Annotated in this window: 20 protein-coding genes; 15 read left to right on the top strand and 5 right to left on the bottom strand. The window is 73.3% G+C overall.

Going from position 1 to position 26,999, the window contains the following annotated elements; translation table 11 throughout:
- Nucleotides 1-66 precede the first annotated feature (66 nt).
- Both IPZ69_RS16910 and IPZ69_RS16905 read left to right on the top strand, forming a co-directional pair.
- Nucleotides 67-1,395, top strand: a complete 1,329-nt coding sequence (locus IPZ69_RS16910; protein WP_235454959.1) for a class I SAM-dependent RNA methyltransferase — start codon at nt 67-69, stop codon at nt 1,393-1,395.
- Nucleotides 1,396-1,829: 434 nt separating this feature from the next.
- Complete coding sequence (locus IPZ69_RS16905) at nt 1,830-2,885, top strand: beta family protein (protein ID WP_235454958.1); 1,056 nt, start codon at nt 1,830-1,832, stop codon at nt 2,883-2,885.
- 48 nt (nt 2,886-2,933) lie between these two features.
- On the opposite strand, the gene IPZ69_RS16900 is transcribed toward IPZ69_RS16905, so the two are convergent.
- Together IPZ69_RS16900 and IPZ69_RS16895 are read right to left on the bottom strand one after the other, a co-directional pair.
- Nucleotides 2,934-6,836, bottom strand: a complete 3,903-nt coding sequence (locus IPZ69_RS16900) for a caspase, EACC1-associated type (protein WP_235454957.1) — start codon at nt 6,834-6,836, stop codon at nt 2,934-2,936.
- Between the two features lie 5 nt (nt 6,837-6,841).
- Nucleotides 6,842-7,225: an effector-associated constant component EACC1 gene (locus tag IPZ69_RS16895; RefSeq protein WP_235454956.1), complete on the bottom strand. Its 384-nt coding sequence runs from the start codon at nt 7,223-7,225 to the stop codon at nt 6,842-6,844.
- A gap of 411 nt (nt 7,226-7,636) precedes the next feature.
- On the opposite strand from IPZ69_RS16895, the gene IPZ69_RS16890 reads away from it, so the two are divergent.
- The 3 genes from IPZ69_RS16890 to IPZ69_RS16880 all read left to right on the top strand — a co-directional run bounded on the left by IPZ69_RS16890 (nt 7,637) and on the right by IPZ69_RS16880 (nt 11,167).
- Complete coding sequence (locus IPZ69_RS16890; protein ID WP_235454955.1) at nt 7,637-8,746, top strand: ABC transporter ATP-binding protein; 1,110 nt, start codon at nt 7,637-7,639, stop codon at nt 8,744-8,746.
- 37 nt (nt 8,747-8,783) lie between these two features.
- Nucleotides 8,784-9,788: an LLM class flavin-dependent oxidoreductase gene (locus tag IPZ69_RS16885; RefSeq protein WP_235454954.1), complete on the top strand. Its 1,005-nt coding sequence runs from the start codon at nt 8,784-8,786 to the stop codon at nt 9,786-9,788.
- A gap of 125 nt (nt 9,789-9,913) precedes the next feature.
- A complete protein-coding gene (locus tag IPZ69_RS16880) occupies nt 9,914-11,167 on the top strand; it encodes an erythromycin esterase family protein (protein WP_235454953.1) in 1,254 nt (417 codons plus the stop codon).
- A 37-nt stretch (nt 11,168-11,204) separates the two neighbouring features.
- Here IPZ69_RS16880 and IPZ69_RS16875 read toward each other — a convergent pair whose 3' ends face one another.
- Nucleotides 11,205-12,359, bottom strand: a complete 1,155-nt coding sequence (locus IPZ69_RS16875) for a Gfo/Idh/MocA family protein (protein ID WP_235454952.1) — start codon at nt 12,357-12,359, stop codon at nt 11,205-11,207.
- A gap of 132 nt (nt 12,360-12,491) precedes the next feature.
- Here IPZ69_RS16875 and IPZ69_RS16870 point away from each other — a divergent pair, with 132 nt between their 5' ends.
- The 9 genes from IPZ69_RS16870 to IPZ69_RS16830 all read left to right on the top strand — a co-directional run bounded on the left by IPZ69_RS16870 (nt 12,492) and on the right by IPZ69_RS16830 (nt 24,702).
- Complete coding sequence (locus IPZ69_RS16870) at nt 12,492-13,499, top strand: LacI family DNA-binding transcriptional regulator (protein ID WP_235454951.1); 1,008 nt, start codon at nt 12,492-12,494, stop codon at nt 13,497-13,499.
- Between the two features lie 119 nt (nt 13,500-13,618).
- Nucleotides 13,619-15,427 carry a fatty acyl-AMP ligase gene (locus tag IPZ69_RS16865; protein ID WP_235454950.1) on the top strand — a complete coding sequence of 603 codons (1,809 nt, stop codon included), beginning with the start codon at nt 13,619-13,621 and terminating at the stop codon, nt 15,425-15,427.
- Complete coding sequence (locus tag IPZ69_RS16860) at nt 15,421-17,151, top strand: acyl-CoA dehydrogenase (RefSeq protein WP_235454949.1); 1,731 nt, start codon at nt 15,421-15,423, stop codon at nt 17,149-17,151. Before IPZ69_RS16865 ends, IPZ69_RS16860 begins: the two co-directional genes overlap by 7 nt.
- Before the next feature lie 56 nt (nt 17,152-17,207).
- Nucleotides 17,208-17,507 carry an acyl carrier protein gene (locus IPZ69_RS16855; RefSeq protein ID WP_235454948.1) on the top strand — a complete coding sequence of 100 codons (300 nt, stop codon included), beginning with the start codon at nt 17,208-17,210 and terminating at the stop codon, nt 17,505-17,507.
- On the top strand, nt 17,507-20,509 hold the full coding sequence (locus IPZ69_RS16850; protein ID WP_235454947.1) for a type I polyketide synthase: 3,003 nt from the start codon (nt 17,507-17,509) through the stop codon (nt 20,507-20,509). Before IPZ69_RS16855 ends, IPZ69_RS16850 begins: the two co-directional genes overlap by 1 nt.
- 100 nt (nt 20,510-20,609) lie before the next feature.
- A complete protein-coding gene (locus IPZ69_RS16845; protein ID WP_235454946.1) occupies nt 20,610-21,626 on the top strand; it encodes a 3-oxoacyl-ACP synthase III family protein in 1,017 nt (338 codons plus the stop codon).
- 3 nt (nt 21,627-21,629) lie between these two features.
- Nucleotides 21,630-23,558: an HAD-IIIC family phosphatase gene (locus tag IPZ69_RS16840; RefSeq protein ID WP_235454945.1), complete on the top strand. Its 1,929-nt coding sequence runs from the start codon at nt 21,630-21,632 to the stop codon at nt 23,556-23,558.
- A complete protein-coding gene (locus tag IPZ69_RS16835) occupies nt 23,555-23,860 on the top strand; it encodes an acyl carrier protein (RefSeq protein ID WP_235454944.1) in 306 nt (101 codons plus the stop codon). The genes IPZ69_RS16840 and IPZ69_RS16835 overlap by 4 nt, the downstream gene beginning before the upstream one ends.
- The gene (locus IPZ69_RS16830; RefSeq protein ID WP_235454943.1) at nt 23,857-24,702 is read left to right on the top strand and encodes a 4'-phosphopantetheinyl transferase family protein; all 846 of its coding nucleotides are present in this window, start codon (nt 23,857-23,859) and stop codon (nt 24,700-24,702) included. Before IPZ69_RS16835 ends, IPZ69_RS16830 begins: the two co-directional genes overlap by 4 nt.
- Before the next feature lie 3 nt (nt 24,703-24,705).
- Here IPZ69_RS16830 and IPZ69_RS16825 read toward each other — a convergent pair whose 3' ends face one another.
- Nucleotides 24,706-25,752 carry a helix-turn-helix transcriptional regulator gene (locus IPZ69_RS16825; RefSeq protein ID WP_235454942.1) on the bottom strand — a complete coding sequence of 349 codons (1,047 nt, stop codon included), beginning with the start codon at nt 25,750-25,752 and terminating at the stop codon, nt 24,706-24,708.
- 29 nt (nt 25,753-25,781) lie between these two features.
- On the opposite strand from IPZ69_RS16825, the gene IPZ69_RS16820 reads away from it, so the two are divergent.
- Complete coding sequence (locus IPZ69_RS16820) at nt 25,782-26,141, top strand: hypothetical protein (protein WP_235454941.1); 360 nt, start codon at nt 25,782-25,784, stop codon at nt 26,139-26,141.
- 46 nt (nt 26,142-26,187) lie between these two features.
- Here IPZ69_RS16820 and IPZ69_RS16815 read toward each other — a convergent pair whose 3' ends face one another.
- Complete coding sequence (locus IPZ69_RS16815) at nt 26,188-26,895, bottom strand: 4'-phosphopantetheinyl transferase family protein (protein WP_235454940.1); 708 nt, start codon at nt 26,893-26,895, stop codon at nt 26,188-26,190.
- Nucleotides 26,896-26,999 lie beyond the last annotated feature (104 nt).

Here is a 26,999-nt window from a genome sequence, read left to right as displayed (position 1 = left end):
GTGGGCTGTTGTCCGGCCGACTTGTCGGCCGGCCGTCCCTCTCATCAGTTGTGGAGTCACCCCGCCATGCAGGCAGAACCGAAGAAGTCGCTGGTGGGGGAGGAGTACGAGGTCGAGGTCGGCCCCGTCGCCCACGGCGGCCACTGCATCGCCCGTACGTCCGAGGGACAGGTCCTGTTCGTCCGGCACACGCTGCCGGGCGAGCGGGTCGTGGCCCGGGTGACCGAGGGCGAGGAGGGGGCCCGCTTCCTGCGCGCGGACGCGGTCGAGATCCTGTCCGCGTCCAAGGACCGCGTCGAGGCGCCCTGCCCCTACGCGGGCCCCGGGCGCTGCGGCGGCTGCGACTGGCAGCACGCCAAGCCCGGCGCCCAGCGCCGCTTCAAGGGCGAGGTGATCGCCGAGCAGCTGCAGCGGCTCGCGGGCCTCACGCCCGAGGAGGCGGGCTGGGACGGCACGGTGATGCCGGCCGAGGGCGACAAGCTGCCGGCGGGCGAGGTGCCCCAGTGGCGGACGCGGGTGCAGTACGCGGTGGACGCCGACGGCAACGCCGGACTGCGCCGCCACCGCTCGCACGAGGTCGAACCGATCGAGCACTGCATGATCGCCGCGCCCGGTGTCAGCGAGCTCGGCATCGAGGACCGGGACTGGGCCGGCATGGCGTCCGTGGAGGCGATCGCCGCGACGGGATCCCAGGACCGCATGGTGATCCTGGAGCCACGGCCCGGCGCCCGGCTGCCGCTCGTCGAGCTCGACCGGCCCGTCTCCGTCATGCGCGTCGACGAGAAGGACGGCGGCATCCACCGCGTCCACGGCCGCGCGTTCGTGCGCGAGCGCGCCGACGGCCGCACCCACCGCGTCGGCAGCGGCGGCTTCTGGCAGGTCCACCCGAAGGCGGCGGACACCCTGGTGACGGCGGTCATGCAGGGCCTGCTCCCGCGCAAGGGCGAGATGGCCCTCGACCTCTACTGCGGCGTCGGCCTCTTCGCCGGCGCCCTCGCCGACCGCCTCGGCGAGAAGGGCGCGGTGCTCGGCATCGAGTCCGGCAAGCGCGCGGTGGAGGACGCGCGGCACAACCTCGCCGACTTCCCCCGGGTCCGCATCGAGCAGGGCAAGGTCGAGTCGGTCCTGCCGCGCACCGGCATCACCGAGGTCGACCTCATCGTCCTGGACCCGCCCCGGGCCGGCGCGGGCCGCCAGACGGTCACCCACCTCTCCGCCCTCGGCGCCCGCCGCATCGCGTACGTGGCCTGTGACCCGGCGGCTCTGGCCCGCGACTTGGCCTACTTCCGGGAGGGCGGGTACCGGGTGCGGATGCTGCGGGCGTTCGATCTGTTTCCGATGACGCATCATGTGGAGTGCGTGGCGATTCTGGAGCCGGTGGGGAAGGGGTCCTGACCTGCGGTTTTGTGCGTGCGCATGAGGTGCGGTGTGGGCGTTGGGGGCGATATCTCGACGCTGAAGTACCGCTCATTTGACGCTCGTTCTGATGGCGGTCTGCCAGACCAGCGAGCAGGCCGCCGACTGGCAGAGCCTTACGGTCCCGAGCCACGCCGCTGCGGATCCTCGCTGAGAGCGCCCGTTCGGCCGGCCGCTGCTCTGGCTGGTCGTGACGCTCGTTCTGCCGACCGCATTCGGGCCGGACAAGGACGGCCAGCGGGTCGAGTGGCACGTGCTCGAGCATCGCGAAGCGTGCAACTTGCGGCGCACCGTCACCAGGTACTTGAACACATCGGCCAAGCGGGCCGAAATCGCTCTCTTTTCAAGTACTTCGAGGCGAACGGACCCTGGTGGAAAGGGATGCGCACGGACGGTGTCGAGGGGGAGCCGCGATGTCCGGACCGCTCTATGTTCCCGTTCTGCCGACGCGGCCGCACGCCGCCGGGGCCTGCAAGCGACTGTGGCCTGACGTTCGCGCCGCGATCAGGCCGCTGTGGAATCTGCCGCCGTTGCCCGGAGCCGCACCGGAGACGCTGGCCACACTGGTCGGCAAGTACGTCGATCCGGTGAGTGCCGTGAGCCGTCACGGCGGATGGATCGACGCTCCCTTCGGCGAGGAGGCCCGGATCGCCGACCTTGCCGAAGCGTTGTCCGTCTACTGCGAGTTGGGGCGGCTCCGCCCGGTCACCGGACCGGAGCGGACCGACGATCAGCAGACGGCGGCTGTGGAGACGGCCCGGCGCTGCCTGCGTGGACTGGGTGTCCGGGTGCGGGTCACGGAGGAGTGGGACGACGGCCTCGGGGAGTACGTCCGGGGCCTGCTGGCGCGAACCGGTCCTGAGGTGCCCGTGGATCTGCTGCTCGACATGGGCGCGGTCCTCGGCGACCGGCCCGACGCGGGCAAGGAGGCGCTGCGCGCCCTCGACGCGCTGATGCCCTTGGTGGTCTGGCGGAGCGCCGCTCTGCTCGGAGGGGGCTTTCCTCGGGTCACCGCCGACATGCTGGAGGAAGGATCGCGCGAGGAGCCACGGGCGGAGTGGCGGATGTGGCACGAGGTGCGCGCCACGGGCAGTGCCCATGCTCTGCTGCTCGGTTACGGCGACTACGGGGTGCAGCCCCCGAGTGCCCTCTCGCAGGCTCCGGCACCCGGGAGGAAGGGCGGCCCGTCCTGGGGCGTGCTCCGCTACACCACCGACAGTTCGTATCTGCTGTTCAAGATGCTGGCCCGGGGGCCCGACCGGATCGCCGTCAATCGCAGCGCGGCCCGCCGGATCGTCGAACTGCCCGAGTTCCGGGGAGCGCGGGCCGGACAGGGCGAGGAATGGCTGAGCGACTGCGCGCACGGCCCGCTCTCGACCAGCGAGGGTGTGGGCGGGCCGGCGGAGTGGCTGCGGGCGGGAAACCTCCAGCACATGACGTACATCGTGCGGAGTCTGCCCGGCGGTTGAGCGGGCCGCCGGGCCTGGCCGTCCTGGCCCGGCCGCCTTGTCCGGCGCTCAGCCGAACAGCGGTACCAGCGCGGTCTCGCCCGCGAGGATCCGCCAGGCGGGCACCCGCACCGTCCGGCTCACGGGGCAGGGTTTGGCCCCGTGACCACCGGAGGGCAGCCCGGTGAGCAGGTCGCCTCGCGCGTGGGTCAGCCGAAGGTGCCGCGCGGGGTCCGCTCCGGGCCCCGGGCCGGGGTCGATCAGCACCGCCGTGTTCTCGCCGGCGTCGGTGAACAGCAGGTCCACTGGGTGGCCGCCCACCAGCACGGCCCGCTCCAGATCGGTGATGCCCCGTCCGGCCAGGTACCGCTGCAGGTGGTCGGCGAGGTCCTCGGAGGCCTCGGCCACCGGGCCGGGTGTGCCGGCCTCGGCCGTCATGCCGTCGTCGCCTGCTCCCAGCGGCGCCGAACGCGCGGCGAGGAGGGTGGGCAGGCCGCTCTGATCCTGCCAGAAGGCGCGGCCCCCCACCGTGATCAGCTGCGACTTGGCCCGGGTGACCGCCACGTTCCACAGGTTGACCTGGCTCGCGACCCAGTGCGTCGTCCGGGGCGGTGTGTTGTGCGCCGCCACCGGGCTGAGCACCATCACGTCCCGCTGTCCGCCCTGGAAGGTGTGGACGGTGCCGACCCGGACGCGGTCGTCGTCCCGCCACATCCGTGCCAATGTCTCCTTCTGCGCCCGGAACGGCGTGACCACTCCCACCGTCGCGTCCGGCGGAAGCCCCGCCAGCAGTCCGTCGACCACGCGCCGGACGGCCTTCGCCTCCTCCGCGTTCCGCCAGGACTGCCCGTCGCCGCCGCGTGCCGATTCCCCGGACGGTACGTCGACCCAGCCGAGCACCGGTGCCGGGTCGGCCGCTTCCACCGGGTCGTGCGCCGGCACCTGCCGCCGCACGTCGGTCAGCACCCGCAACCGGCCGCCGTAGCAGTGGCCGTTGACGACGTCCGCGATGCGCGGGTGGCAGCGGTAGTGCTCGTCGAGGAGCAGCGCGCTGTCGCCGTGCTGTTCGGCCGCGTGGTACGAGGAGTGCACGTGGTAAGTGAGGCGATGGTGCTCCAACTGCGCGGCGCTCAGCCCGGCCCGTACCCGTGCCTGGCGCTCCTGCTGCGGTGACACGCCGGGGATGTGCCCGAGCTGCATGGGGTCACCGATGATCAGTGCCCGGCGGGCCCGGAACAGCAGCGGCAGCACCGACGGGATGGAGCACTGGCTGGCCTCGTCGATGACCACGAGATCGAACAGCTTCGGGGCGAGTTCCAGTTGTCGCACCGAGTGGGTGCTGACGGCCCAGCCCCTGATGTGCGTCATCAGGTTCTTCTGGCTGCGCTGGTAGCCGGAGCGGCGGCGGAGCGCCTGGAGCCGCTGGTTCATGAGCCCGGTGGCCCGGTTCAGGGCCTCGGCGGACAGCGCACGGGACAGTTCCGCCGACAGCCCGGACAGCGCTTCCGCCGTCGCGAGCCGGGTTTGCTTGAGCTCTTCCTCGTCCCATTCCCCGTGCCGGTGGACGAGTTCCCGTACCTCCCGCTCCACAGACACGATCCCGGCCAGGGACGCCAGCAGTTCGGGTGGCACGGGGCGTCCCGTCGCCCACTCCGGCCATGCCGGTCCGGCATCGTCCGTACGCTCCTCCCCCGCCGCCACCAGAGCGGCGAGCGCCCGCCCGCGCCGCCATGCCCCCAGCTGCCACCAGCGGGCCCCGGCCGTCTTCCGCGCCCGCTCCGCCCACCGGCCCAGCGATGCCACGCCGTCGACGTCCGCAGCCCAGGCCCCTTCAAGCAGGGACAGGGGCAGCTCCAGGGTCGCGGCCCGCTGCTCCCGGTCGCGGAGTAGTTCCAGCAACTGTCCTTCCTCGCCGACGCGGTGTGCCGCCTGTGCCCGCAGTCGGTCGGCCGTTCCCCGGGTATTGCGCAGCTCGCCGCCCACGGTGGCCGACCCGCGCCGCGACGCCCCGGCCGGTGCGGCGAGGAGCCGTTCCAGTTTGGCCGCCTCCCGCTCCAACGCCTCCGCGTTGCCCGTCCGCATCAGCAGCCCGGGCGCGATGTCGTCGCAGCGCTGGGCGACGACGTTAACGGCCTCGTTGTTCGTGGAGGCGACCAGCACCGACTGCCCCGCGGCGACACAGGTGGTGACGACCGCCGTGACGACCTCGCTCTTCCCCGTGCCGGGCGGTCCGGTCGCCACCGTCAGGGGCTGGGTCATCGCCGACGAAATCACCCGCTCCTGGCTCTCGTTGCACGGCCCCGGAGCGACTGGCGTCACCGGGCTCGCCACGACGGCGGTCGTGGCCGGCATCTGCCGGGCCCCGCCGTTCAGCAGCGCGTCCAGGGCGGTGCCCGCGATCCGCGCGGTCCGCGTGGAGATCTGGAGCAGGTTGTCCACCAGCGCCTGGGTGGCCATGGCCTCCGCGCCTGAAGGCACCAGCAGCACAGCCGCGTTGTGCGCGCCGGGCCGCAGCGCCTGCATCACCGTGCGGTCGCTCAGCGCGGACGGGTCCAGCGGTTCGAGTTCAGGCAGCCCCAGCTCGTCCAGCAACTCCCTTATGGCACGCAGCATCTGGGCGTCGTTGCCCTCCTGCCAGGCCGGCTGCCAGCGCGCGACCAGATCGGCCGCGTCGCCGGGGTCAAGGAGTTCCGAGACGACGCCGCTGTGCAGGGACGGCACCCCGCTGGGCCGGAGCACGTCCCGGCCCTCCTCGTCCGGCGCCAGCTCCATCTGCTGGATGAGCAACGGCGCCAGCTCCACCGTCGCGCGCCGGCCCCGGCCGGCGTCCCGCGCGGGCAGCGTGATCGCCGGATAGCCGTACCAGTACTCCTGTCGCGAGCCCGCCCCGGTGTCCGAGCCGCTCCGCCCCTCCTGCGGCCGGGGCAACGCTCCGGGCGCGGCGATGTGCGGGCCGCGCCCCGACTGGATGGTCTCCTCGCCCAGGGTCAGCAGGAAGTACTTCTTGTCCCGGCCGCCGTCTCGGTCCGGCCGCATTCCGGCCGCCGCCTGCGCTGTGAGGCAGTCCGCGTAGTACCGCAGCAGTCCCTGCCTGTCGACGCCGTCCCGCTCGTCCGCCTCCGCCAGCTCACGGGCCTTCAGCAGCGCGGGGGAGCGCCGAACGGTTCCGGTGGCGTCGTGAGGGAGCGCGGGGAGCCGCACCGGTCGTGCCACCGACCGGGCGAAGGGAAGACTCCGGGTGGCCCTGATCGTGGACTTGGTGGGCCGCTGCTCCTCCGGTACGCCGTCGCGGGTCATCTGCGCGGTCAGGTAGTCGAAGAGGTCGTCCGGGGTGATCCAGCCGCCCTCCTTGATCCGGCCGTTGCGCAGGCCCTCGACGATCTCCCCGGTGAACCGGGAGGTGCCGAGGCCCGACCCGGGCGGCGCCATCGCGGAGGCCGCCTGGAGGGCGTCGGACGCGGTGATGAAGTACACGCCGGTCGGTCGCAGCAGGGTGCTCGGCGCGGGCCGGTCCGGTTCCCCCGACGGGCCCTTGGCGGTCCAGCCCTGGACGACGGACCCGCTGGAGCAGCAGTCCAACAGGACCAGTTTGGAGGCGGCCCGGCAGGACTGGAGCATCCGCTCCAGGAACTCCGCCGGTACGGCCGTGCCCGGCAGGTCGGCCGAGTCGGTGTCCCGGGTCAGGAAGTACAACTGGCCGTCCTGCTCGCAGTACTCACCGTGCCCGCTGAAGTAGAGCAGCGCGGTCTCACTGGGCTGGCGTGCCTCCAGGAACGTCTCGACGGCGTGCAGCATCTCCGCGCGTGTCGGCTCGGCGGCCACCGCGCACCCGTTGTACATGCCGATCTCGGTGTTCTCCAGCACCGCCCGCATGTAGTGCAGATCGGCGCGTACGGCCGGGAGGTCGGCGTACGTCTCGCTGTCGTACGTGGAGACGCCGACGAGTAACGCGTGCCGGTCGTTGTCGGTCATGTCGCTCAGCCCGCCACCACGTCATCGTCGCCGTCGTCAGCGAGGAACCGCTCGATCAGCGTGTCGTCCTCGCGGGCCTCCTTGCCGGTGATGTGCAGGGTCGCACCGTCGGGCCGCTTGACCACGATGGTGCGCTGCGGGATCCGCGCCAGCCATACCTGCACCAGCCCCGCGACGAACGAACCGGCGCTCAGCAGCAGCCCGACGGTCTCGGCGGACGGGCCGCCTTTGTCGCCGACCCCCGCCAGGCTGCTCGGCTCGGGCAGATCCAGCCTGACCGTGGGGTCCACCTCGCCGAGCGTGGCGAGCAGTTCGCGTGCCTCCTTGCGGGTGCGCAGCGGGTCCTCGTCGACGACGGAGATCAGGTATCCGGTGTGGCTATCGGGCATGGCGGTCTGGTACTCCCCCTGGATTCATCGGCTCCCTGCCGGGCGAACGAGACTAGTGCCCGGCACTGACACCGGACGCCCACCAAGGTTTGCCGTACCGGTCGTTGGCGTGAAACCGGTCGACGATGGCCGGGCCGTGTGCGTCTCGCGCCAGGCGCAGTTCGCGGGAGGCGGGCGGCATCGGCCTACATGGTCTTCCCCGGCGCGCCCATCGCGCGGCGACGGCCCAGCGGTTCGCCGGCTCTGCCACGATCAGCAGGCGCCAGCCGGACTCTGCGTCGCCCAGCGGCTCCCGGTCGGAGAGCTGCGAGAGGCGTTCGGTCCGAGGACCCGCAGCAGGAGCCCGCCCATCGTCAGCAGTGAGTTGGTGAGATCGGGGAAGCGTTCCTGTTCCAGCTCGGCCCGCACTTCGTGGAGCGGTACCGGCGGCTGGCCCGGGAGTTCTTCCGTGTCGACCGCAAGCTGGCGCGCAGCCAGTCGGCCATCGTCGGCGCGCTGGGCGCGCTGAGTGTCCTAGCCTCCTCCGGCGCGCTGCTGTGGGCCATCGCCTCGGCCGCGGACGACGGACAGGTCGGCCGTCTCGCCGGATACCTGCAGTCCATGGGAGCCATCCAGGCCTCCGCCCACGGCATGCTCCTGGGGATCGCCGCGCTCTACAAGGACACCCTCTTCCTCGGCAACCTCTTCGCCTTCCTGGACCTTCCGGAGCGCCGGATCACCGGCGGAACGCGGCCGTTCCCGGCGAAGCTGCGCAAGGGCATCGAGTTCCGGAACGTCAGTTTCGTCTATCCCGGCACCGACCGGCTCGTCCTGGACGGCGTCGACTTCCTCCTGCCGGCGGGCGAGTGCGTGGCGCTCGTCGGGCAGAACGGCGCCGGGAAGACGAGCGTCGTCAAACTGCTCACCCGGCTCTACGAGCCGACGGGCGGGCAGATCCTGATCGACGACGTGCCGATCGAGGAGTACGACCTCGACGACCTGCAACGCCACATCGGCGTCATCTTCCAGGACTTCATCCGCTACGAGATGTCCGTCCGCGAAAACATCGGCTTCGGCCGGGTCGAGGCGATGGACGACGACGAGCGGGTACGGGCCGCCGCCCTGGCCGGCGGAGCCGACACGATCGTGTCGGACCTCCCCGACCGCTACGACACCATGCTCGGCAGGCACTTCGAGGAAGGCCGGCAGCTGTCGGGCGGTCAGTGGCAGAAGGTGGCCCTGAGCCGGGCCTTCATGAGGAAGGCTCCCGTGGTCGTGCTCGACGAGCCGACGTCGGCGATCGACGCCGAGGCCGAGACCGAGATCTTCGGCCGCCTGCGCGACATCGCGGGCGAGGCCACCTCCCTGATCATCGCCCACCGCTTCTCCACGGTCCGCATCGCCGACCGGATCGTGGTCCTGGACCGGGGCGCGGTCATCGAGGAGGGAACCCACGAGGAGCTGCTGGGCTCCGGCGGCGTGTACGCCCATCTGTTCAATCTGCAAGCAGCGGGATACCTCGGCGAACCCGCCCCTCAGTGAAGGCCAGTTCATGGAAACGTCGGTCATCTTCCCCGTCATGCCCGCGGACCCCGCCGACGCGGTTCCGTTCGCGGAGCTCGTCGCACGGGGGGACCTGTCACGCCTGTGGCAGGGCCAGTCCCTCACCATCGAGACCCACCAGATGTTCGCCTACCTCGCGGGGATGGGGTTCCGGCTCCCGTTCGGCACGGCCGTGACCCTGATGCCGTTGCGCCACCCGATGGAGGCCGCGGCGCAGGGCAGGTCCCTCGCCCGGCTGACCGGCAGGCGGGTCACCCTCGGAATCGGCCCCGGATCGCCCGACTTCGTGGCGAGTCTGCGCGGTGACCCGTACGAGAGCCCGAGGGCCGCGTGCGCCGACTACCTCCGGCAGGTGCGCGGATTCCTCGGTGAGCGGCCGGCCGACGGCGCGCGGCGGGAGGGCGCCGAGGAGCGGGCCGGGGGCGAGCGGCGGGGGAATGTGTCCGAGAGCGGCCGGGCCGCGTCCGGGATGCCCGGTCTCGACCATCCCGGGGTGGACCTCGGCCTGGGCGTGCTGCGCCCCGCGCTCGCCCGGCTGGCGGGTGAGGTGGCCGACGCGGCGATCAGCTGGATGACACCGCCCGGCTACCTCGCGCGCGACCTCGTGCCCGCCCTCCACCACGGCGCCCGGGCGGCGGGCCGCCCGGTGCCGCGCCTGGTGACCGTCGTACACGTCGCCGTCGCCCGCCCGGGGCGCGACCCCCGCCAACTCGCCTTCGCGGCCGCCCGCGCGCACCTCGGCGCACCGCACTACACGGACATGCTCAAACGCGCCGGCCTGCGGGTGCACCCGTCCCAGCCCTATCTCAACGCGCGCGCCCTCGTCGACTCGGGAACGTTCGTCTACGGCACCCCGCCGGAGGTGGCGGCCGCACTGGCCGCGTACGACCGGGCGGGCGTGGACGAGGTCGTCCTCAACCCGGCCGGTGTGGGGCTCACCCACGGGTGGCGCGCCGCCCTGGAAGACCTGACGGAACTCGCGGCCGGAATACGCCTCGCCCGGTCGGGCGTGATCGCGTGAAAGCTAGGGGGTGTCGTTTGGATCAGGCCGGCCGTGACGAACGGTGCGGATCGGGCGACGCCGGGATGATCCAAACGACACCCCCTAGGCTCGCCTGACCGCGTGGCAGGCGAAGGGAAGTGGCGATGACCGAGGAAGTGCGGCGGTGGCTGACGGAGAACGCCGTGCGGGTGCAGGACGCGCACGCCGGGACATCGGAACCGGAGCACGGCGAACTCGCCCCGCTGCGCGAGGTCTTGGACGGCGTGCGGGTTCTGGGGATGGGCGAGGCGACCCATGGGACCGCCGAGTTCTTCCGGCTCAAGGGCCGATTACTGCGGTTCCTCGTCCGGGAGTCGGGGTTCACCGGCCTGGCGATGGAAGCCAGTGCCTCGGCCGCGCGGGCGGTCGACGACTATGTGGTGGACGGCACCGGTGATGCCGTCGGCGCCCTCGCCGGGCTCGGCTTCTGGACCTGGCGGACCCGCGAGATGCTCGACGTCGTCGAGTGGATGCGGGAGCACAACCGGACGGTCCCGCGCGAGCGCGCCGTACGTTTCGTCGGCATCGACCCTCAGCGCCCCGGGCCCGCACTGACCGCCCTGGAGGCCGCGCTGCGCCGGCTCGCTCCGGAACGGGCGGAGCTCATCGGCGGCGGGCCGCTCGGGGCTCTGGCGGACGCCAGGCCGGGGTCCCTCGCGGGCCGGGGCGGGCAGGTCCTCGCCGAGGCGCGCGAGCTCGTGCGGTTTCTCGAAGAGGGGCGGGGTGAGTTCACCGCGCGTGTCGGGGCCGACGCCGTGGAGGACGCGCTCGGGCACGCGCGCAGGGTCGTGGCGGCGGCCGACCTGGCCTGCCGGCCGTTGCGCGGTGACGGGGAGGAGCCCGGTGCGCTGGCGGTCCGGGACCGGCAGATGGCTCAGGAGGTCGTCGCCCTTGAGGAGCGGCTCCCCGGCAAGGTGGCCGTCTGGGCGCACAACGGCCATGTCCTGAGCGGCTGTTACTCGGGGGATGTGCCCGCGATGGGGCAGCATCTCCGGAGTCACTACGGTGAGCGGTACTACGCCCTGGGGCTGCTGTTCGGCGAGGGTGCCTTCCACGCCCGCCCCGGGAACTCCGCGACCCGCCCGCCCCGGCCCCACCGGATCAGCTCGGCGGGCCCGCGCTCCGTCGAGGGCCAACTCGCCGCGGCCACACCCGAGGACCATCTGATCGACCTGCGGTCCGGCCGGGCGCGGCCCGCCGTGGCCCAGTGGCTGCACAGCCCGCAGTTCGTCCGGTCCTTCGGCGCCTCGGTGCCGCGCGTGACGTACCGCTTCCAGCTGACCCCCACGGTGCTCGGCCGTGAGTACGACGGGCTGGCGTACGTGGCCCGTTCCACGCCCTCGGTGCCGCTGAGCTGACGGCGGGCCGCGGCACAGGGCACAGGGGGCGCGGCGCTCAGTCCAGCGTCACCCACGACCCCCTCTGTGCGGAGCGGCTCATGGCGTCCAGGGCGACCGCGCTCGCCACGGCGTCGCCGAGGGTCGCCCCGTGCGGGGTGTCCTCGGCGATCGAGCGCAGGAAGCGCTGCGCCTCGACGACCTTGAGGTCGTCGTAGCCCATGCTCGTGGCCGACCCCGGCTGGAACGCGCCGTACTCGCCGTGGCCGGGGCCGACGTACACCGTGCTGACCGGCTGGTCCTGGTACGACGTGCCGCGGCTGACGCCCAGCTCGCCCATGCGGCGGAAGTCCCAGAAGACGGCGCCCTCGGTGCCGTGGATCTCGAAGCCGTAGTTGTTCTGCTCGCCGACCGACACCCGGCAGGCCTCCAGTACGCCGCGGGCGCCGGAGGCGAAGCGGAGCAGGCAGTTGACGTAGTCCTCGTTCTCGACCGGGCCGAGCGCCCCGCCCGAGGCGCGGGTGTGCCCGGCGGTGGCACCGGTCGGGCGGGCCCGCTCGGGGACGAACACCGCGGTGTCGGCGGTCAGCGCCTCGATCTCGCCGAGCAGGAAGCGCGCCAGGTCGACGCCGTGCGAGGCGAGGTCGCCGAGGACCCCGCTGCCGCCGCGCGCCCGCTCGTACCGCCAGGTCAGGGCGCCGTCTGGGTGGGCGGCGTAGTCGCTGAAGAGGCGGATGCGGACGTGGGTGACGGTGCCGATCTCGCCGGCCGCGATCAGGTCGCGGGCGGTCTCCACGGCGGGCGCGTTGCGGTAGTTGAAGCCGACCGCGCCGTGGACGCCGGCCTTGGCGACCGCGTCCGCGACCGCGCGGGCGTCCTCGGCCGTCAGCCCGACCGGCTTCTCGATCCAGATGTGCTTGCCCGCCTCGGCCATCGCGACGCCGATCTCGCGGTGCAGGAAGTTGGGCGCGGTGATGCTGACGGCCCGCACGCGCGGGTCGGCGGCCACCTCGCGCCAGTCGCGCAGGGCGGAGGCGAAGCCGTACTGCCGTACGGCCTCCTCGGCCCGGCCGGGCACCTCGTCGGCGACGGCGACCAGCTCCGGCCGCACGGTCAGCTCCGGGAAGTGGTGCGGCAGGCGCGCGTACGCCTGGGTGTGCACCCGGCCCATCCAGCCGAATCCCACGACGGCGATGCCGAGCGTATTCACCATGACAGCCCTTCTTTGGACCGATCCAAAATCCTGCTGGCCCACGATGAGTCCTCATTCCGGCAGGTGTCAAGGGGCACAGGAGACGTCGGGGAGGGCTTTACAAGCGGGGAGGCTTGTGGAACGGTCCACGGCATGAGGACTCCGACCATACGAGACGTCGCCGCGCGCGCGGGCGTGTCCAAGTCCCTGGTCTCGCTGGTGCTGCGCGGCGCCGAGAGCGTGCGCCCCGAGAAGCGCGCGGCCGTCCTCGCCGCCGTCGAGGAGCTCGGCTACCGGCCGAACGCCGCCGCGCGCAGCCTGAGCGAGCGGCGCACCCGCACCGTCGGCGTCCTGCTGAACGACATGCGCAACCCGTGGTTCGTGGAACTCCTCGAAGGGCTGAACGCGCGGCTGTACGACAGCGGCCTGCACATGCTGCTCGCGGACGGGCACCTGAACCGGCGGCTCGGCGAGGACCTCACCCGCACGTTCACCGAACTGCGGGTCGACGGCCTGATCGCCGTCGGCACCCTGCGCGACCCCCAGGCACTGCGGAACGCCGCCGCGCAGGTCCCCACCGTCGTCGCCGGCACCCGCGAGCCGGACCTGCCCGGCGTGGACGTCGTCACCAACGACGACGAGCACGGCGCCCGCCTCGCCACCGAGCACCTCATCGGGCTCGGCCACCGGCACATCGCCCACATCGCCGGCCGGGGCGCGGTCGGCGAGCTGCGCCGCCGCAGCTTCGAGGCCACTGTGCGCGAGCACGGCCTGACCGGCGGCGCGGTCGTGGAACAGGGCGACCTCACCGAGGAGGGCGGCTACCGGGCCATGGTCCGCCTCCTGGGGCGGGCGCAGCGGCCCACCGCCGTCTTCGCGGTCAACGACGTGGCCTGCGTCGGCGCGCTGTCGGCCGCCGAGGAGAGCGGGCTGCGGGTCCCGGACGACCTCTCCCTCGTCGGCTACGACAACACCTATCTCTCCCGGCTGCGGCATCTGTGGCTGACCACCGTGGACACCGCGAGCCACGACGTCGGCCGCCGCGCGGCCCAGCGGCTGCTGGAGCGGATCGAGGACCCTCGGCGCCCGCGCGAGGTCGACCTCGTCGTGCCCTTCCTCGAAGTGCGCGGCACGACGGCACCGCCCCGGCCCGGCGGCTGACACCGCCCGCGCGGACGCTTCGCGATTTCCCTGGAATGTGCATGCAAGCGCCCCTTTAGGCCGGCGCCGGACGATCCCTCCGACATGGATACGCGAACCATGCGGGACATGCGAGGGGGATGCAGTTGTCACGCTTCGCCACTTTCACCGACCTCGTCCGGGCGCGGTGCGCCGAGTTCGCGGGCGATGACGTACACATCCAACTCCGCGACGCGAAGGACGGCCCGGAGGCCGAGCGGCTGACGTACGGGGAACTGGACCGCGCGGCGCGCCGCGTCGCCGGGGCGCTGCGGGCGCACGGGGTCGAGGGCCGGCCCGTGCTGCTCATGTACCCGGGCAGCCTGGAGTTCCTGAAGGCGTTCGTCGGCTGCCTCTACAGCGGTGCCGTCGCCGTACCCGCGCCGCTGCCCGACGGGGGTGTCAAGGGCCGCCTCGGGCGGAGCTCGGCGATGCTGCGCGACTGCAAGGCGCCGGTCGTGCTCACGGACCGGGCGAGCGCGCCGGACGTCGCGCTGTGGCTGGCGACCGAGGGCCGCGACGACGTCGTGTGCGTGGCGAGCGACGCCCTGGGGGAGACCGGCGAGGACGCTTGGCAGCCGCCCGCGACCCGGCCCGACGACCTCGCCTTCCTGCAGTACACCTCAGGTTCCGTGTCCGAGCCGCGCGGTGTGATGGTCACCCACCGGAACCTGATGGCCAACGAGGCCGCGCTGCAACGGGTGTTGGGGACCACGGCCGACGACCGCTTCGGCGGCTGGCTGCCGCTGTACCACGACATGGGGCTCATCGCGCATCTGCTGCACCCCCTCTGGCTGGGCAGCGCGTCCGTGATGCTCTCGCCGACCGCGTTCATCAAGCGCCCCGTGCGCTGGCTGCAGGCCATCGACCGGTACGGCGTCACCATCGGCGGCGGTCCCAACTTCTGCTACGACCTCGCGCTGCGCCGGGTCACGGACGAGCAGATCGGCCGCCTCGACCTGTCCCGCTGGCGGCTGGCGCTCAACGGCGCCGAGCCGGTGCGCGCCGACACGCTCGACGCGTTCGCCCGCCGGTTCGCCGCCGCGGGCCTGAGCGCCGAGGCGATGTACCCCTGCTACGGACTTGCCGAGGCCACCCTCGTGGTCTCGGGCGGCGTGCGCGGCGAGGCGTACCTGCGGCGCGAGGCCGACGCCGCCGCGCTCGCCCGCGACGTCGTCGCGCCCGCCGAGCCGGGCGCGGAGAGCAGGACCCTGGTCAGCAGTGGGCGGGTCACCGACTTCGACGTCCGTATCGTCGACCCCGTCGGCTACCGGGAGCTGCCGGAGGGGGCCGTCGGTGAGATCTGGCTGCGCGGCGAGAGCGTGGCCGCCGGGTACTACGGCAAGCCGGAGGAGAGCGAGGCGGCCTTCCGGGCCGTGCTGCAGGGCGGTGAGGGCGGATTCCTGCGCACCGGGGACCTCGGGGTCCTCGACGACGGGCAGCTGTATGTCACCGGGCGGCTGAAGGAAGTCGTCATCCTGAACGGGCGGAACGTTTACCCGCAGGATGTGGAGTACGCCGTCAAGAGCCTGCACCCGGCGCTCGCCGCCGGCACCGGCGCCGCGTTCTCCGTGGAGGCGGGGCGCGAGCAGCTCGTCCTCGTGCAGGAGGTCAGGGGCGAGCAGCTGGAGGAGGCACAGCTGCGTGAACTCGCCCAGCGCATCCAGGCGTTGGTGGGCAAGGAGTTCCACGTGCCCGCGGGCAACGTGCTGCTCGTGCGGCCGGGCACCGTGCGCCGCACGACGAGCGGCAAGGTGCAACGCACCCTCATGCGACGGGAGTTCCTGGCCGGCGAGGTGCACGGCGAGTACGAGGTGTTCGACCCGGCCGTCCGCGCGCTCGTGCGGGCCGGGGACGTCCTGCTCGGGCAGGGGTTGCTCCAGTCGGCCGGCGGCGGTGGCGCATGGTGACCGTCACCGCCGCGCCGGTACGCGAGGCCGAGGCGCAGCGCCGGGTGGCCGCCGTGGAGGAACTGCTCGGCGACCCCGGCGACAGCGCCAACCCGCGCGGCTACGCGGCCCTGCTGGAGGCCGACCGGGACGCCGCGCGCAGCGAGGCCGGCGAGGACGCGCTGGACCGGTTCGGCATGCACCACGAATACGTGCCCGTGGAACTGGGCGGGCGCCTGGAGTCGATGGACACCCTGGTCCGCGTCATGCGCCCGGTCTTCCGGCGGGACGTGGGCCTCGGCATGGGATACGGCGCCATGTCCTTCATGGCCGCCGCCGACGTGTGGATGGCCGGGACCCCGGATCAGCAGAGCGCGCTGGCGGGCCAGATGCTCCAGGGCTCGCGCGCCGCCATCGCGCAGCTGGAGACCGCCCACAGCAACGACTACGTCCGCAGCCAGGTCTCCGCCCGGCGCGGCGCGGACGGCGGACTCCTGCTCAGCGGACGCAAGCCCGTCATCAACAACCTCGACCGGGCCGACGCGCTGGTGCTGTTCGCCCGGACCGACCCGTCCCCCGGCCGCCGCAGCCACACCGCGCTGCTGCTCGACCCGGCCCGGTTCCCCGAGGGGCGGGCCGAACTGCTGCGCCGGCACACCTCGCTCGGGCTGCGCGGCTGTGTGTTCGGCGGGGTCGACTTCGACGACTGCCCGGTCCCGGAGAGCGCCCTGCTCGGCCCCGTCGGCGACGGGGTGCCGATCGCGCTGCGCTCCTTCCAGATCACCCGCACCGTCATCTCGTCGATGGTGCTCGCCGCCGTCGACACCAGCCTGCGCACCGCCGTCGCCTTCGACCACGAGCACCGCGGCGGCGGCTGGTCCACCGGCGGCTCCGACTCGCAGCGCACCGCGGCCACCATCACCGGAGCCTTCGTCAACCTGCTGCTGTACGACGCCCTCGCCACCGTCGCCACCCGGGCCATCCACATCCTGCCGGAGGAGACCAGCGTCTACTCGGCGGCCGTGAAGTACCTGCTGCCGCGCGTCCTCACCGAGACGATGTACGACCTGTCGATCGTCCTCGGCGCCGGCTTCTACACCCGCGAGGGCACCCTCGGCATCTTCCAGAAGCACGTCCGGGACCTGCCCGTCGTCACCCTGGGGCACGCCGGGTCCGTCGCCTGCCAGAGCACCGTGATCCCGCAACTGCCGCGGCTGGCACGGCGGTCGTGGTTCGTCGAGGACGAGGCGCCGGCCGGCCTGTTCCGGCCGCGCGACCCGCTGCCCCCGTACGACCTGGCGCGGCTCAGCCTGGCCTGCGGGCAGGACAGCCTCAGCGCCACCCTGCTCGCGGTGGCCGCCGAGACGCCGGGGCGCGGCGCCGTCGAGCACGCGCTGCGCGACCTCGCGCTCGGCCTCGTCGACGAGTTCCGCGACCTGCGCGCCCGGGTGCTCGCCCTCGGCCCGGAACCGGGTGCCGCGCCGTTCCCGCTGATGGACCGCTACGCCCATCTGCTCGCCGCCTCCGCGGTGCTCGGCGTGTGGCGGCACAACCAGGACGGCTCCGACCCGTTCCTCGCCGACCCGGCCTGGGCCGCGGCCGCGCTGCACCGCATCGCCCGCCGCCTCGGCGCCCCCGCGCCCGACCTGCCGGCCGAGTGCGAACTGCGGGTCCGCCACGAGGTGCAACTGCGCTTCAGCGACCGCCGCAGCTACGACCTCTACGACACCCCGCTGCCGGGATGAACGCGGCCCAAGCCCCGCGTCCCGGCCCGGCGAATCCCACCGAAAGGCGTTCGGCCATGAACGTACCGACCAGGCAGACCCCGTCCCCCGTACCCGACCATGTCCTGCCGCGCGGCTGGCTGCTCGACCGGGTCGCGCTCTACCTGGGCCGGGACGCGGAGACCATCGACCCCACCGTGCCGCTGGCCGAGTACGGCATGGACTCGGTGTGCGCGCTGAGCCTGTGCGGTGACCTGGAGGACGAGTTCGGCCTGGTGGTGGAGCCGACCCTGCTGTGGGACCACCCCACCGTGCAGAGCCTGCTGGGCTTCCTGGCGACGGAGCTGGCGGTGGCCGACGCGCGCGAGGAGCGGTGATGGCGTACGGCGACGGCGTCGCGATCGTCGGGATCGACTGCGCCTTTCCGCTCGCGCGGGACACCGACGCGTACTGGGAGCTGCTGCTGCGCGGCGGCGACGCGATCGGGGACGTACCGACCGAGCGATGGGACCCGGCCGCCTTCCCGGCCGCCGACGGGGCCGCCCGCGCCGGGCTGGCGCGCGGCGGGTTCCTCGACGGCGCCGACGTGTTCGACAACGACTTCTTCTCCGTGCCGCCGCGCGAGGCCGCCGCCATGGACCCGCAGCAGCGGCTGCTGCTGCACAGCGCGTGGCGGGCGGTGGAGGACTCGGGCGTGGCGCCCGGCTCGCTGGCCGGCAGCGGCACCGGCGTCTACGTCGGCGTGATGGGCGGCGAGTGGGGGCGGCTGCACCTGGGCGACTACGACCGGGTGACGCCGCAGCTCGGCGCGGGCAGCAGCGCGGGCATGACCGCGAACCGGATCTCCTACCAACTCGGCTTCACCGGGCCCAGCATGGCCGTCGACACGGCCTGCTCGTCCTCGCTCGTCGCCGTGCACCTCGGGGTCGGGGCGCTGCTGTCGGGGGAGTGCGACACCGTACTCGCCGGCGGCGTCAACCTCGTCATGTCGCCCGCGCTCGGGCTCGTCTACCACCAGCTGGGGCTCGCCGCCGCCGACGGGCGCTGCAAGCCGTTCAGCGCGCTCGCCGACGGGATCGGCCGCAGCGAGGGCGTCGGCCTCGTCGTGCTGCGCCGGCTGTCCGACGCCGTCGCCGACGGACAGCGGATCTACGCCGTCATCCGCGGCACCGCCGTCAACCAGGACGGCCGCAGCAACGGCATCACCGCGCCCAACCGCTGGTCCCAGGAACAGGTCGTGGCCACCGCCTGCAAGCGCGCCGGGGTCGAGCCGCGCGAGGTCACCTTCGTCGAGGCGCACGGCACCGGCACCGCGCTCGGCGACACCATCGAGTGCGCCGCCCTGGGCAGCCTGCACGGCGAGGGCCGCGCCGAGCCCTGCGCGATCGGCTCCGTCAAGGGAAACCTCGGGCACACCGAGGGCGCCGCCGGGATCGCCGGGCTGATCAAGGTCGCCCTCGCGCTGCACCACCGGATCGTGCCCGCCAGCCGGTTCGCGGACCGCGAGAACCCCCAGCTCAGGCTCGCCCAGCGGGGCCTCAGACTGCTGAAGTCACCGCTTCGGCTGCCGCCCGGACCCGTCGTCGCCGGGCTCTCCAGCTTCGGCATGGGCGGCACCAACGCGCATGCCGTCCTCGGCTCCGCGCCGCGCCCCGCCCCGCGCACCACCGCCAAGCGCGCCCGGCCCGGCGCCGGCGTCTTCACGCTCACCGCCGACACACCGGGCGCCCTGATCCGCAACCTCACCGAGCAGGCCGACGCCGTCGCCCGGCGCCCGCGCACGGCCGCCGCCGCGCTGTGCCGGCAGAGCAACCGGGTCAAGACCGGCCTGCCGTACCGCTTCGCGGTCACCGCCCGGGACACCGAGGAACTGGCCGGCGCGCTGCGCGAGGCCGCCGCGGGCGGACTGCCCGAGCAGGTCGCGCACCGGCCGTGGAGCCGGCCGTCCGTGGCCTTCCTGTTCACCGGCCAGGGCGCCCAGTACGCCGGCATGACCGCGGGCCTGTACCGCGAGTCGGCCGCCTACCGGCAGCACCTCGACGCGGCGGACGCGGCGCTGCTGCCGTACGTCGACACCTCCGTGCGCGACCTGCTGCTGGCCGGCGACGAGCGCGGCGTGGCCGGGGACCTCACCCAGCCCGCCCTGTTCGCCGTCGCATACGCCCTCGCCGCCACCCTCACCGCGTTCGGCATCCGGCCCGCCGCCGTGCTCGGGCACAGCGTCGGCGAGTTCGCGGCCGCCGTCACGGCCGGGGTGCTCACCCTCGACGAGGCCGCGCACCTGGTGGCCGCGCGCGGCCGGCTGATGCACGGGCTGCCGGAGGGCGGCGCGATGCTCTCCGTGCAGGCCGGCCCCGACGCGCTGCGGCAACTGCTCGCCGAGGAGCCGCAGGCCCACATCGCCGCGCTCAACGGGCCGCGCGACACCGTGCTGTCCGGCACCGCCGAGGCGCTCGCCCGGATCGCCGAGACCCTGGAGGAGGCGCAGGTACGCGCCCGTGACCTCCAGGCGCCCGCCGCCTTCCACTCGCCGCTGGTGCGGCCGGTGCTCGACCGGCTCAGGTCGGCGGCGGGCAGCACCGAACCCCGGACGCCCGAGATCCCGGTCTTCTCCACCCGGTACGGCAGACTCCTCGCGGACACCGAGCGCATGGACGCCGACTACTGGGCGGCCCAGGCCGAGTCGCCGGTGCTGTTCGCGGACGCCCTCGCCGACCTGGAGACGGTCTGCGCGCCCACCCACCTCGTGGAGATCGGGCCGCGCCCCCAGCTGCTGCCGCTCGCCGGACGCGCCGGACTCGCCACGAGCGTGGAGTTCCTGCACCCGGCGCCCGGACCGGAGGCCGGCGGCAGCGAACTCGCCGAACTCGTCGCGCAGTTGTACCGGACCGGGCTCGACCCCGACTGGGAGCGGCTGTACGACCCCGAGGTCACGGCCGGCTCCGGCGAGAAGCTGCGCGGCTACTCCTTCTCCACCGCGCACCGCTACTGGACGGCCCCGCCGGCCCCGCGCACCGAGCAGGTCCCCGCGGCCCGGCCCGCGGCGACGCCACCACGCCCCACGTCCCCGCTGGCCGAGCCCGCCGAACCGGCCACGACCGACCCGGTGTCCCGGGACCGTGACCCCGTGCTCGCCGCGGTGATCGACGCGGTCGCGGAGGTCGGCTCGTACCCCCTGGAACAGGTCGTGCACTCCGCACGCTTCTACGAGGACCTCGGCTTCGACTCCGTCATGATCATGCAGCTCAAGGACCGCATCGAGGCCCGCCTGCCGCACCTCGGCGAGGTCTCCGTACAGCAACTCCTGCCCGCCCTGCGCTCGGTGGGCACCCTCGCCCAGTTCCTCGGCGGGCACCTCACCGAAGGGGTGCGGGCGTGAGCGTCACCCCGATCCGCGCGGCGGTGACACCCGGGGGCCCGCGCGGCGCTGATGTCGATGAGGCCGTGCTCAACGGCCTGCAACCGGAAGGAGTCTGCGCGTGAGCGCGACGGCCTATCTCGCGGCGACCGGAAGCGCGCTGCCCGGCCCGCCCGTGGACAACGCGACGCTCGGCAGGGCCCTCGGGGTCAGCGAGGAGTGGGTCGACATCTTCGTCGGCACCCGCACCCGGCACTTCGGCTGGGACCTGGAGACGGGACAGGTCCGGCACACCCTCGCCGACCTGTGCGCACAGGCCGGCGGCGCGGCCATCGACGCCGCCGGACTCGACCCGGTCGACATCGAGTTCGTGCTGCTCGCCACCGCGACCCCGGACACGCTGCTGCCCACCACGGCCAGCGAGGTCGCCGACCGGCTCGGCCTGATGTACCTGCCCGCCTTCCAGATCCAGTCCGGCTGTGCGGGCGCCGTCCAGGCCCTCGACCTGGGCCGCACCCTGATCGCCGGCGGCGCCCGCGCCGGGCTGGTGATCGGCGGCGACGTCACGCACCGCCACCTCGACCCGCACCGCGACGTGGCCCGGGTGCCCACCGAGGAGCTCGTCAACTACGTGCTGTTCGGCGACGGCGCCGGCGCGGCGGTGCTGACCGCCGAACCGGTGGCCGAACGCGTCGCGGTCAGGGGCGTCCTCAACCGTTTCACCGGCCTCGGCCGTCCGCCGGGGCAGACCGTCGACTGGTACGGGATCAGCGACCGCCACAGCGAACGCCCCATGCTCGTCGAGGACTACAAGGCCATCGAGGAGTCCGTGCCCACCATGGCCCGCGAGATCCTCTGGGAACTCCTCGACCAGCTGGAGTGGACCCCCGACGACCTGGACTTCCTGCTGCCGCCGCAGCTGTCGGGCCGGATGACCGAGCGGATCACCGAGCACCTCGACGTGCCCGGCGCCAAGGAGGTGTCCTGCGTCGCCGAGACCGGCAACACCGGCAACGCCCTGGTCCTGCTCCAGCTGGCCCGGCTGCTCCCGGACCTGCCCACCGGCGGCCGGGCGCTCGCGATCGCCGTGGAGTCGAGCAAGTGGATCAAGACCGGGCTCGGCCTGGAGAAGGTGTAGGCGATGGCGGTGCCGGTGCGCACGACGACGCGCGGCGAGCCCCTGGAACGACTCCGGGAGCTCGCCGCGCAGGGACGGCTGGAGACGGCGTACGACGAGGTCGCGCCGCTCCTCGCCGAGCTGGCCGACGACCCCGGGGCCCGGCCGGACTGGGCTCGGCGGGCCGGGCGGCTGCTCGCCCGGGCCGACCGGGACGCGGTCCTGGCCCGGCACCCTGACCTGTCCCCGGTGACCGTGGCGGTCACCGGGCAGTCCACGGCCGCGGACGTCGTCGAGCCACTGATCGGCGAACTGGCCCGGCACGGGCTGCTGGTGAACGCCGTCGTCGGTGACCACGGCGCCTATCTGCGGGACCTCACCGACCCGTCCGGGGTCTTCCACGGCATCGCCGTCGACCTGGCGCTGTGCCTGCTGGACGACACCACCGTCTTCGCCGAGGTGCCCGCGGTGTGGGGGCCCGAGGACGTCGCACGGGCCGCGGACGAGGTCGCGGCGCGCATCGAGGGCCTGGTACGGCGCCGCGCCGGTGGTGGCACCCTCGTGCTCAACACCCTGCCGCTGCCCCGCGAGCGCACCCACCAGCTCGTCGACCACCGCTCCCGGGCCCGGCTGGGAGTCGTGTGGCGGGAGTTCAACGCACGGCTGCTGCGGCTGGGGGCCGAGGCCGACGGCGTCGTCGTGCTCGACCTCGACCCGCTGATCGCCGGCTGCGGTCCGGTCGCCGACGCGCGCCTGGCCCAGTACGCCGGCGCCCGCATCGGCGCCGGGCTGCTCGACGCCTACGCCCGCGAAGTCGGCCATCTGGCCCGCGCGTTGACGGGCCGGACCCGCAAGTGCCTGGTCCTGGACCTCGACCACACCCTGTGGGACGGCGTGCTCGCCGACGACGGGGCCGAGGCGCTCGCCGCCGCGGGGACGCTGCGCGGCGAGGCGTTCGGCGCGTTCCAGCGGGCCGTACGACAGCTCGCCGCCCAGGGTGTGCTGCTCGCCGTCAGCAGCAAGAACGAGCGCGGAGCCGTCCTGGAGGCGCTGCGCACCCACCCCGACCTCGTGCTGCGGGAAGGGGACTTCGCCTCCGTGCACGCCGACTGGGAGCCCAAGAGCGGACACCTGGCCGCCGTCGCCGACGCGCTGCGCATCGGGGACGACGCGCTGGTGTTCGCCGACGACTCGCCCGCCGAGCGCGCCGAAGTGCGCCACTCGGGCGTGCGCGCCGCCGTGGTCCCCCTCGACGACGAGCCCGCCCTGCACGTACAACGGCTGCTCGCCGACGGCTGGTTCGACACACTCGCGGTCACCGAGGAGGACCGGGCCCGGGCCGGCCACTACCGCGCCGCGGGCGCCCGCGCCGCGCTGCGCGCCGAGTCCGGCTCGCACGAGGAGTTCCTGCGCGGCCTCGGCGTCCACGTCGACCTCTCCGCGCCGCGCGCCCACGAGCACGAGCGGCTCGCCCAACTGACCCAGCGCACCAACCAGTTCAACCTCACCGGGCTCCGCCTCACCCCACCCGAGGTGGCCCGGGCCGCCACGGACCCGGACCGGACACTGCTGGCGGCGCGCACCGCCGACCGGTTCGGCGAGAACGGCCTGACCGGCGCCCTCCTCGCCACCCGCGAGGGCGACGCGCTGCGCCTCGACAACGCGTGGCTCAGCTGCCGCGTCCTGGCCCGGGGCATCGAACAGGCCCTGCTCGCCGCCGTGTTGACGCACGCCCACGACACCGGGCACCGCACGGTGCTCGCCGCGTACCGGCCCACCGCGAAGAACGCCCGGGTCCGCGACTTCTACCCCGCGCTCGGCTTCACCGCGGCCGGGGAGCGCGACGGGGCGCTGCTGTTCCGGCACGACCTGCGCCGGCTGCCCGCCCCGCCGGAGCACGTGCGGATCACCGGGCCGCTGACCACCGGACCCGACGGCAGGAGGCACACATGAGCGCGATCGACACCCTCGACGGGTTTCTCGCCCTGCTCCGGGAGGAACTCGGCCTGGACGTCACGGCGCGGGAGGCCGGCGAGAGCCTGGTGAACCTGCCCCGCTGGGACTCCCTCCACCTCCTCAGGCTGGTCACGCTGATGGAGGAGGAGACCGGCCGGCGGCTGTCGCTGAGCCCCGTTCTGCAGGCCCGCACGCTCACCGAGATCCATACGGTCGTGCTGGAGCAGGTCGGCGGCCGGAGCCAGGAACGACCGCAGGAACAGAACCAGGCACAGAACAGGGTGGAGGCACAGGCATGACCGTCCCCGGCAATTCCACGCTCGGGCCGCCGCTCGGCGCTCCCGTCGAGGTGGGTGTCGACGACGCCGCGTGGGACCGGGTGAGGGCGGATCTGAAGGCGTGCGGCACCGCGCTGCTGTACGCCCACCGCCCCGTCCTGCAGCCCCAGTTGCCCGCCGGCGACGGGCTGCGCAGACTGCTGGGCCGCGACTGGTCGCGCTACCTCGGCCTCGCCCACACCGATGTGCGCGACCGGTACGCCGCCTCCCGGGTGCTGCTCAAGTCCGCGGCGGCCGTGGTGCTGCGCGGCGACCCGGACGCCCTGGAACTGGCGTACGGGCCCACCGGACGGCCGTATCTGCGCGGCTGCGACCAGGTCGACATCAGCCTCAGCCACACCGACGACCTGCTGTTCGTCGGCCTGACCACCCGGGGTCTGATCGGCGTGGACGCCGAGCGCGCCGACCGGCAGATGTACGGCAGCGGCCTCGGGCGGCACGTGTGCACCCCGTACGAGATGGTGACGCTCGCCGCGCTGCCGGAGGAGCAGCGCAACCCGTCCCTGGTGCGGCTATGGACACTGAAGGAGGCGTACAGCAAGGCGATCGGGCAGGGCATGCAGTTCCGGTTCACCGAGTTCGGCTTCGGCCCCGACGGCAAGCCGGTACGGGTGCAGCGTCCCGACGGCACCGCGGGCACCGGGGACGAATGGGCCTTCCGTACCTTCCCGCTGGCCAGCGGCTACTGCGTCAGCGCGGCCGTCTACGACGCCGGGTTCGGCCCGCCGGCCGACACGGACATCACCACGATGCTCGACGAGGACTGCGTGGAGGCCGTCGAGGACGCACTGGGCGAGAGGTGAGGCTCAGCCGGACTCGGGCTCCTGCCGGGCGTGCTGGTCCAGCATGCCGGAGATCGCCACGTTGTAGCCCGCCTGGAAGCGGCTGGTGGCCTCCAGCTCCTCGGTGATCTCCGAGATGTGACGGCGGCAGGTGCGCACCGACATGCCGAGCCGCCGTGCCACCATCTCGTCCTTGTAGCCCTTGGCCATCAGGCGCAGGATCGACTGCTTGAGGTCGTCGGCGGTGGAGGGCGTGCGCGAGGTGTCCGGGACGAACGGGGTCGCGCTGTCCCACAGGTGCTCGAAGACGGTGTAGACGAACGCGACCAGGGTGGGTTCCCGGACGACGATGGCGCCGCCGCTCGCGTAGTGCACGTCGTCGTGGTGGCCGTGCGTGGGCAGGAACACCGTCTCCCGGTCGTAGATGAGGATCCGGTCGATGACCTGGTCGGCGGTACGCACCTCCACGCCGGCCGCGGTCACGTCACGCACGTACGCGCGCGTGGCGAGGTCGCTGCGCGCGGTGTGCTGGTAGACGGTGCGGATCGCGACGCCGCGCTCGCGCATGCCCAGGGCCGACGCACGGGCCGCCTGCAGCAGCGCGCCGGGGCGGGCGCCGCCCGGGGCGACGGACGCCATCTCGTGGCGGCAGTGCGTGCTGAAGTGGTCGAGCATGGACTGCACGGTGTCGGGGTCGGTGATGACGTCTATGGCCTCCAGCCGGTTGCGCAGGCGGCGGCCCTCGAAGTAGACGGGAGTCAGCGACATCAGACGGCTGCGGACGTCGGTGACCGCCTGCTGGAGGACGCTGATCTGCTTCTCGGCCGAGCTCACCAGATCGGCGGTGGCGACGTCGGGACCCACGGGGACGAGCACGTTCGGGTCGCCCGGCATCGGCTGCAGCAGGCGCATCAGGGTCAGCACCTTCTCCGCGTGCTCGACCTCGGCCGGGGAGAGGGCCAGTCGCTGGGCAATATCCGCGCGTATGAAGCGGCCCAATTCAACGGCGTGTCCGTATGCCGCGGCACTGATGTCGTCCAGCTCGGCGAATTCGGAATGGGAAGAACTCATTCCGCGCACCCGAACCACGAGGTGCTTGAGTGCAGTTGTTGCCGTGCAGCTTTGAGCCATCGCATATCGCTTGGGTTTCGCTCAAGAGATTCGAGAAGGTGTTCCTGGCGGCGGGAGAGGCCATCGGTGAGCGAGAGGCTCCAGCTCATGACGATCCTTCCCGTTCGGAGCGCAGAGACATCGAGCCTGCAGGGGGAAACGTGCACGTCATGACTAGCATGATCAACATCGTCGCTCGTAGTGCAGCTTTGGGTAGTGCTCTTGGTGTGTTGTTTACCGGAGCCGTGCTCTTCGGGCAGCACGACGGCACCAACCGGGCCGATGCGCACCTGGGAACGGTTTCGACCGCCGCCACCTACGTCGTGGAGGGTGACGACCGCTGGGGCTAGGACACCCCGCTTGCGCAGCCCGTTCTCCGGCAGGCGCCTTCCCTGTTCAGACCGACAGGGGGGCGCCTGCCGTCGTGTGGGCGAGCTCCGCGTGCCGCACGGCGGGCACCGCGATCGCGCTCAGGATCACCCCGTGCGTGGCCGAGAAGCGTCCGGTGAGAACGCGCCGCGCCGAACCAGGCCGCGCCGCGGGGTCGTTGAGCAGCGCCGCGCGGAACGTGCCGCGCTCCGCATCCACGGTGAGCAGCGCGTCCTCGAACTCCAGGGTGTGCCCGGTGAGCGGGAAGTACGACTTGTAGACGCTCTCCTTCATGGAGAACAGCAGCCGGTCCCAGCGGACCTGGGGCAGCGTGCGCAGCAGCCGGTGCACCCAGGACCGCTCCTGCGGCAGCGCGATCGACTCCAGGATCCCCTCCGGCAGCGGCTGGTTGGGCTCGGCGTCGATGCCCAGCGCGGCGATCTCGTCGGCGCGGGCCAGGGCGGCGCCCCGGTAGCCGGCGCAGTGGGTGATGGAGCCGACGAGCCCGGGCGCCCACTGCGGCGCGCCGCGCAGGCCCGGCAGCACCGGGACGGCCTCCTGGCCGAGGGCCGCCATGGCGCGCCGGGCGCACCAGCGGGCCGTGGTGTACTCCCGGCGCCGCGTCTCGACGGCCCGGGCGATCTGGGCCTCCTCGCCCGGGAAGAGGGTGACGTCGGTGCGGTCGACGGTCGTGTCGACGGCGGCGACCTCGGCCGGGAGCAGCGATTCGATCATGGGGATCACCCTTGTCGGACGGGCCGCTGCCGGGCGGGCGGCGGCTGTGTCCTCACCGTGCGGTTGCGCTGCCGCTTGGCTCAACGCGTGGGTGGGGTGGTGGG

The organism is Streptomyces olivochromogenes (assembly GCF_021538895.1).
GTDB lineage: Bacteria > Actinomycetota > Actinomycetes > Streptomycetales > Streptomycetaceae > Streptomyces > Streptomyces olivochromogenes_A.
This window is presented reverse-complemented; position numbering and strand designations above follow the sequence as displayed.

Bases quoted from the DNA above. Each gene is read 5' to 3' on its own strand.
- IPZ69_RS16910 (WP_235454959.1), top strand. From the start codon at position 67: ATGCAGGCAGAACCGAAGAAGTCGCTGGTGGGGGAGGAGTACGAGGTC.
- IPZ69_RS16905 (WP_235454958.1), top strand. From the start codon at position 1,830: ATGTCCGGACCGCTCTATGTTCCCGTTCTGCCGACGCGGCCGCACGCC.
- IPZ69_RS16900 (WP_235454957.1), bottom strand. From the start codon at position 6,836: ATGACCGACAACGACCGGCACGCGTTACTCGTCGGCGTCTCCACGTAC.
- IPZ69_RS16895 (WP_235454956.1), bottom strand. From the start codon at position 7,225: ATGCCCGATAGCCACACCGGATACCTGATCTCCGTCGTCGACGAGGAC.
- IPZ69_RS16885 (WP_235454954.1), top strand. From the start codon at position 8,784: ATGCCCGCGGACCCCGCCGACGCGGTTCCGTTCGCGGAGCTCGTCGCA.
- IPZ69_RS16880 (WP_235454953.1), top strand. From the start codon at position 9,914: ATGACCGAGGAAGTGCGGCGGTGGCTGACGGAGAACGCCGTGCGGGTG.
- IPZ69_RS16875 (WP_235454952.1), bottom strand. From the start codon at position 12,359: ATGGTGAATACGCTCGGCATCGCCGTCGTGGGATTCGGCTGGATGGGC.
- IPZ69_RS16870 (WP_235454951.1), top strand. From the start codon at position 12,492: ATGAGGACTCCGACCATACGAGACGTCGCCGCGCGCGCGGGCGTGTCC.
- IPZ69_RS16865 (WP_235454950.1), top strand. From the start codon at position 13,619: ATGCAGTTGTCACGCTTCGCCACTTTCACCGACCTCGTCCGGGCGCGG.
- IPZ69_RS16860 (WP_235454949.1), top strand. From the start codon at position 15,421: ATGGTGACCGTCACCGCCGCGCCGGTACGCGAGGCCGAGGCGCAGCGC.
- IPZ69_RS16855 (WP_235454948.1), top strand. From the start codon at position 17,208: ATGAACGTACCGACCAGGCAGACCCCGTCCCCCGTACCCGACCATGTC.
- IPZ69_RS16850 (WP_235454947.1), top strand. From the start codon at position 17,507: ATGGCGTACGGCGACGGCGTCGCGATCGTCGGGATCGACTGCGCCTTT.
- IPZ69_RS16840 (WP_235454945.1), top strand. From the start codon at position 21,630: ATGGCGGTGCCGGTGCGCACGACGACGCGCGGCGAGCCCCTGGAACGA.
- IPZ69_RS16835 (WP_235454944.1), top strand. From the start codon at position 23,555: ATGAGCGCGATCGACACCCTCGACGGGTTTCTCGCCCTGCTCCGGGAG.
- IPZ69_RS16830 (WP_235454943.1), top strand. From the start codon at position 23,857: ATGACCGTCCCCGGCAATTCCACGCTCGGGCCGCCGCTCGGCGCTCCC.
- IPZ69_RS16825 (WP_235454942.1), bottom strand. From the start codon at position 25,752: ATGAGTTCTTCCCATTCCGAATTCGCCGAGCTGGACGACATCAGTGCC.
- IPZ69_RS16815 (WP_235454940.1), bottom strand. From the start codon at position 26,895: ATGATCGAATCGCTGCTCCCGGCCGAGGTCGCCGCCGTCGACACGACC.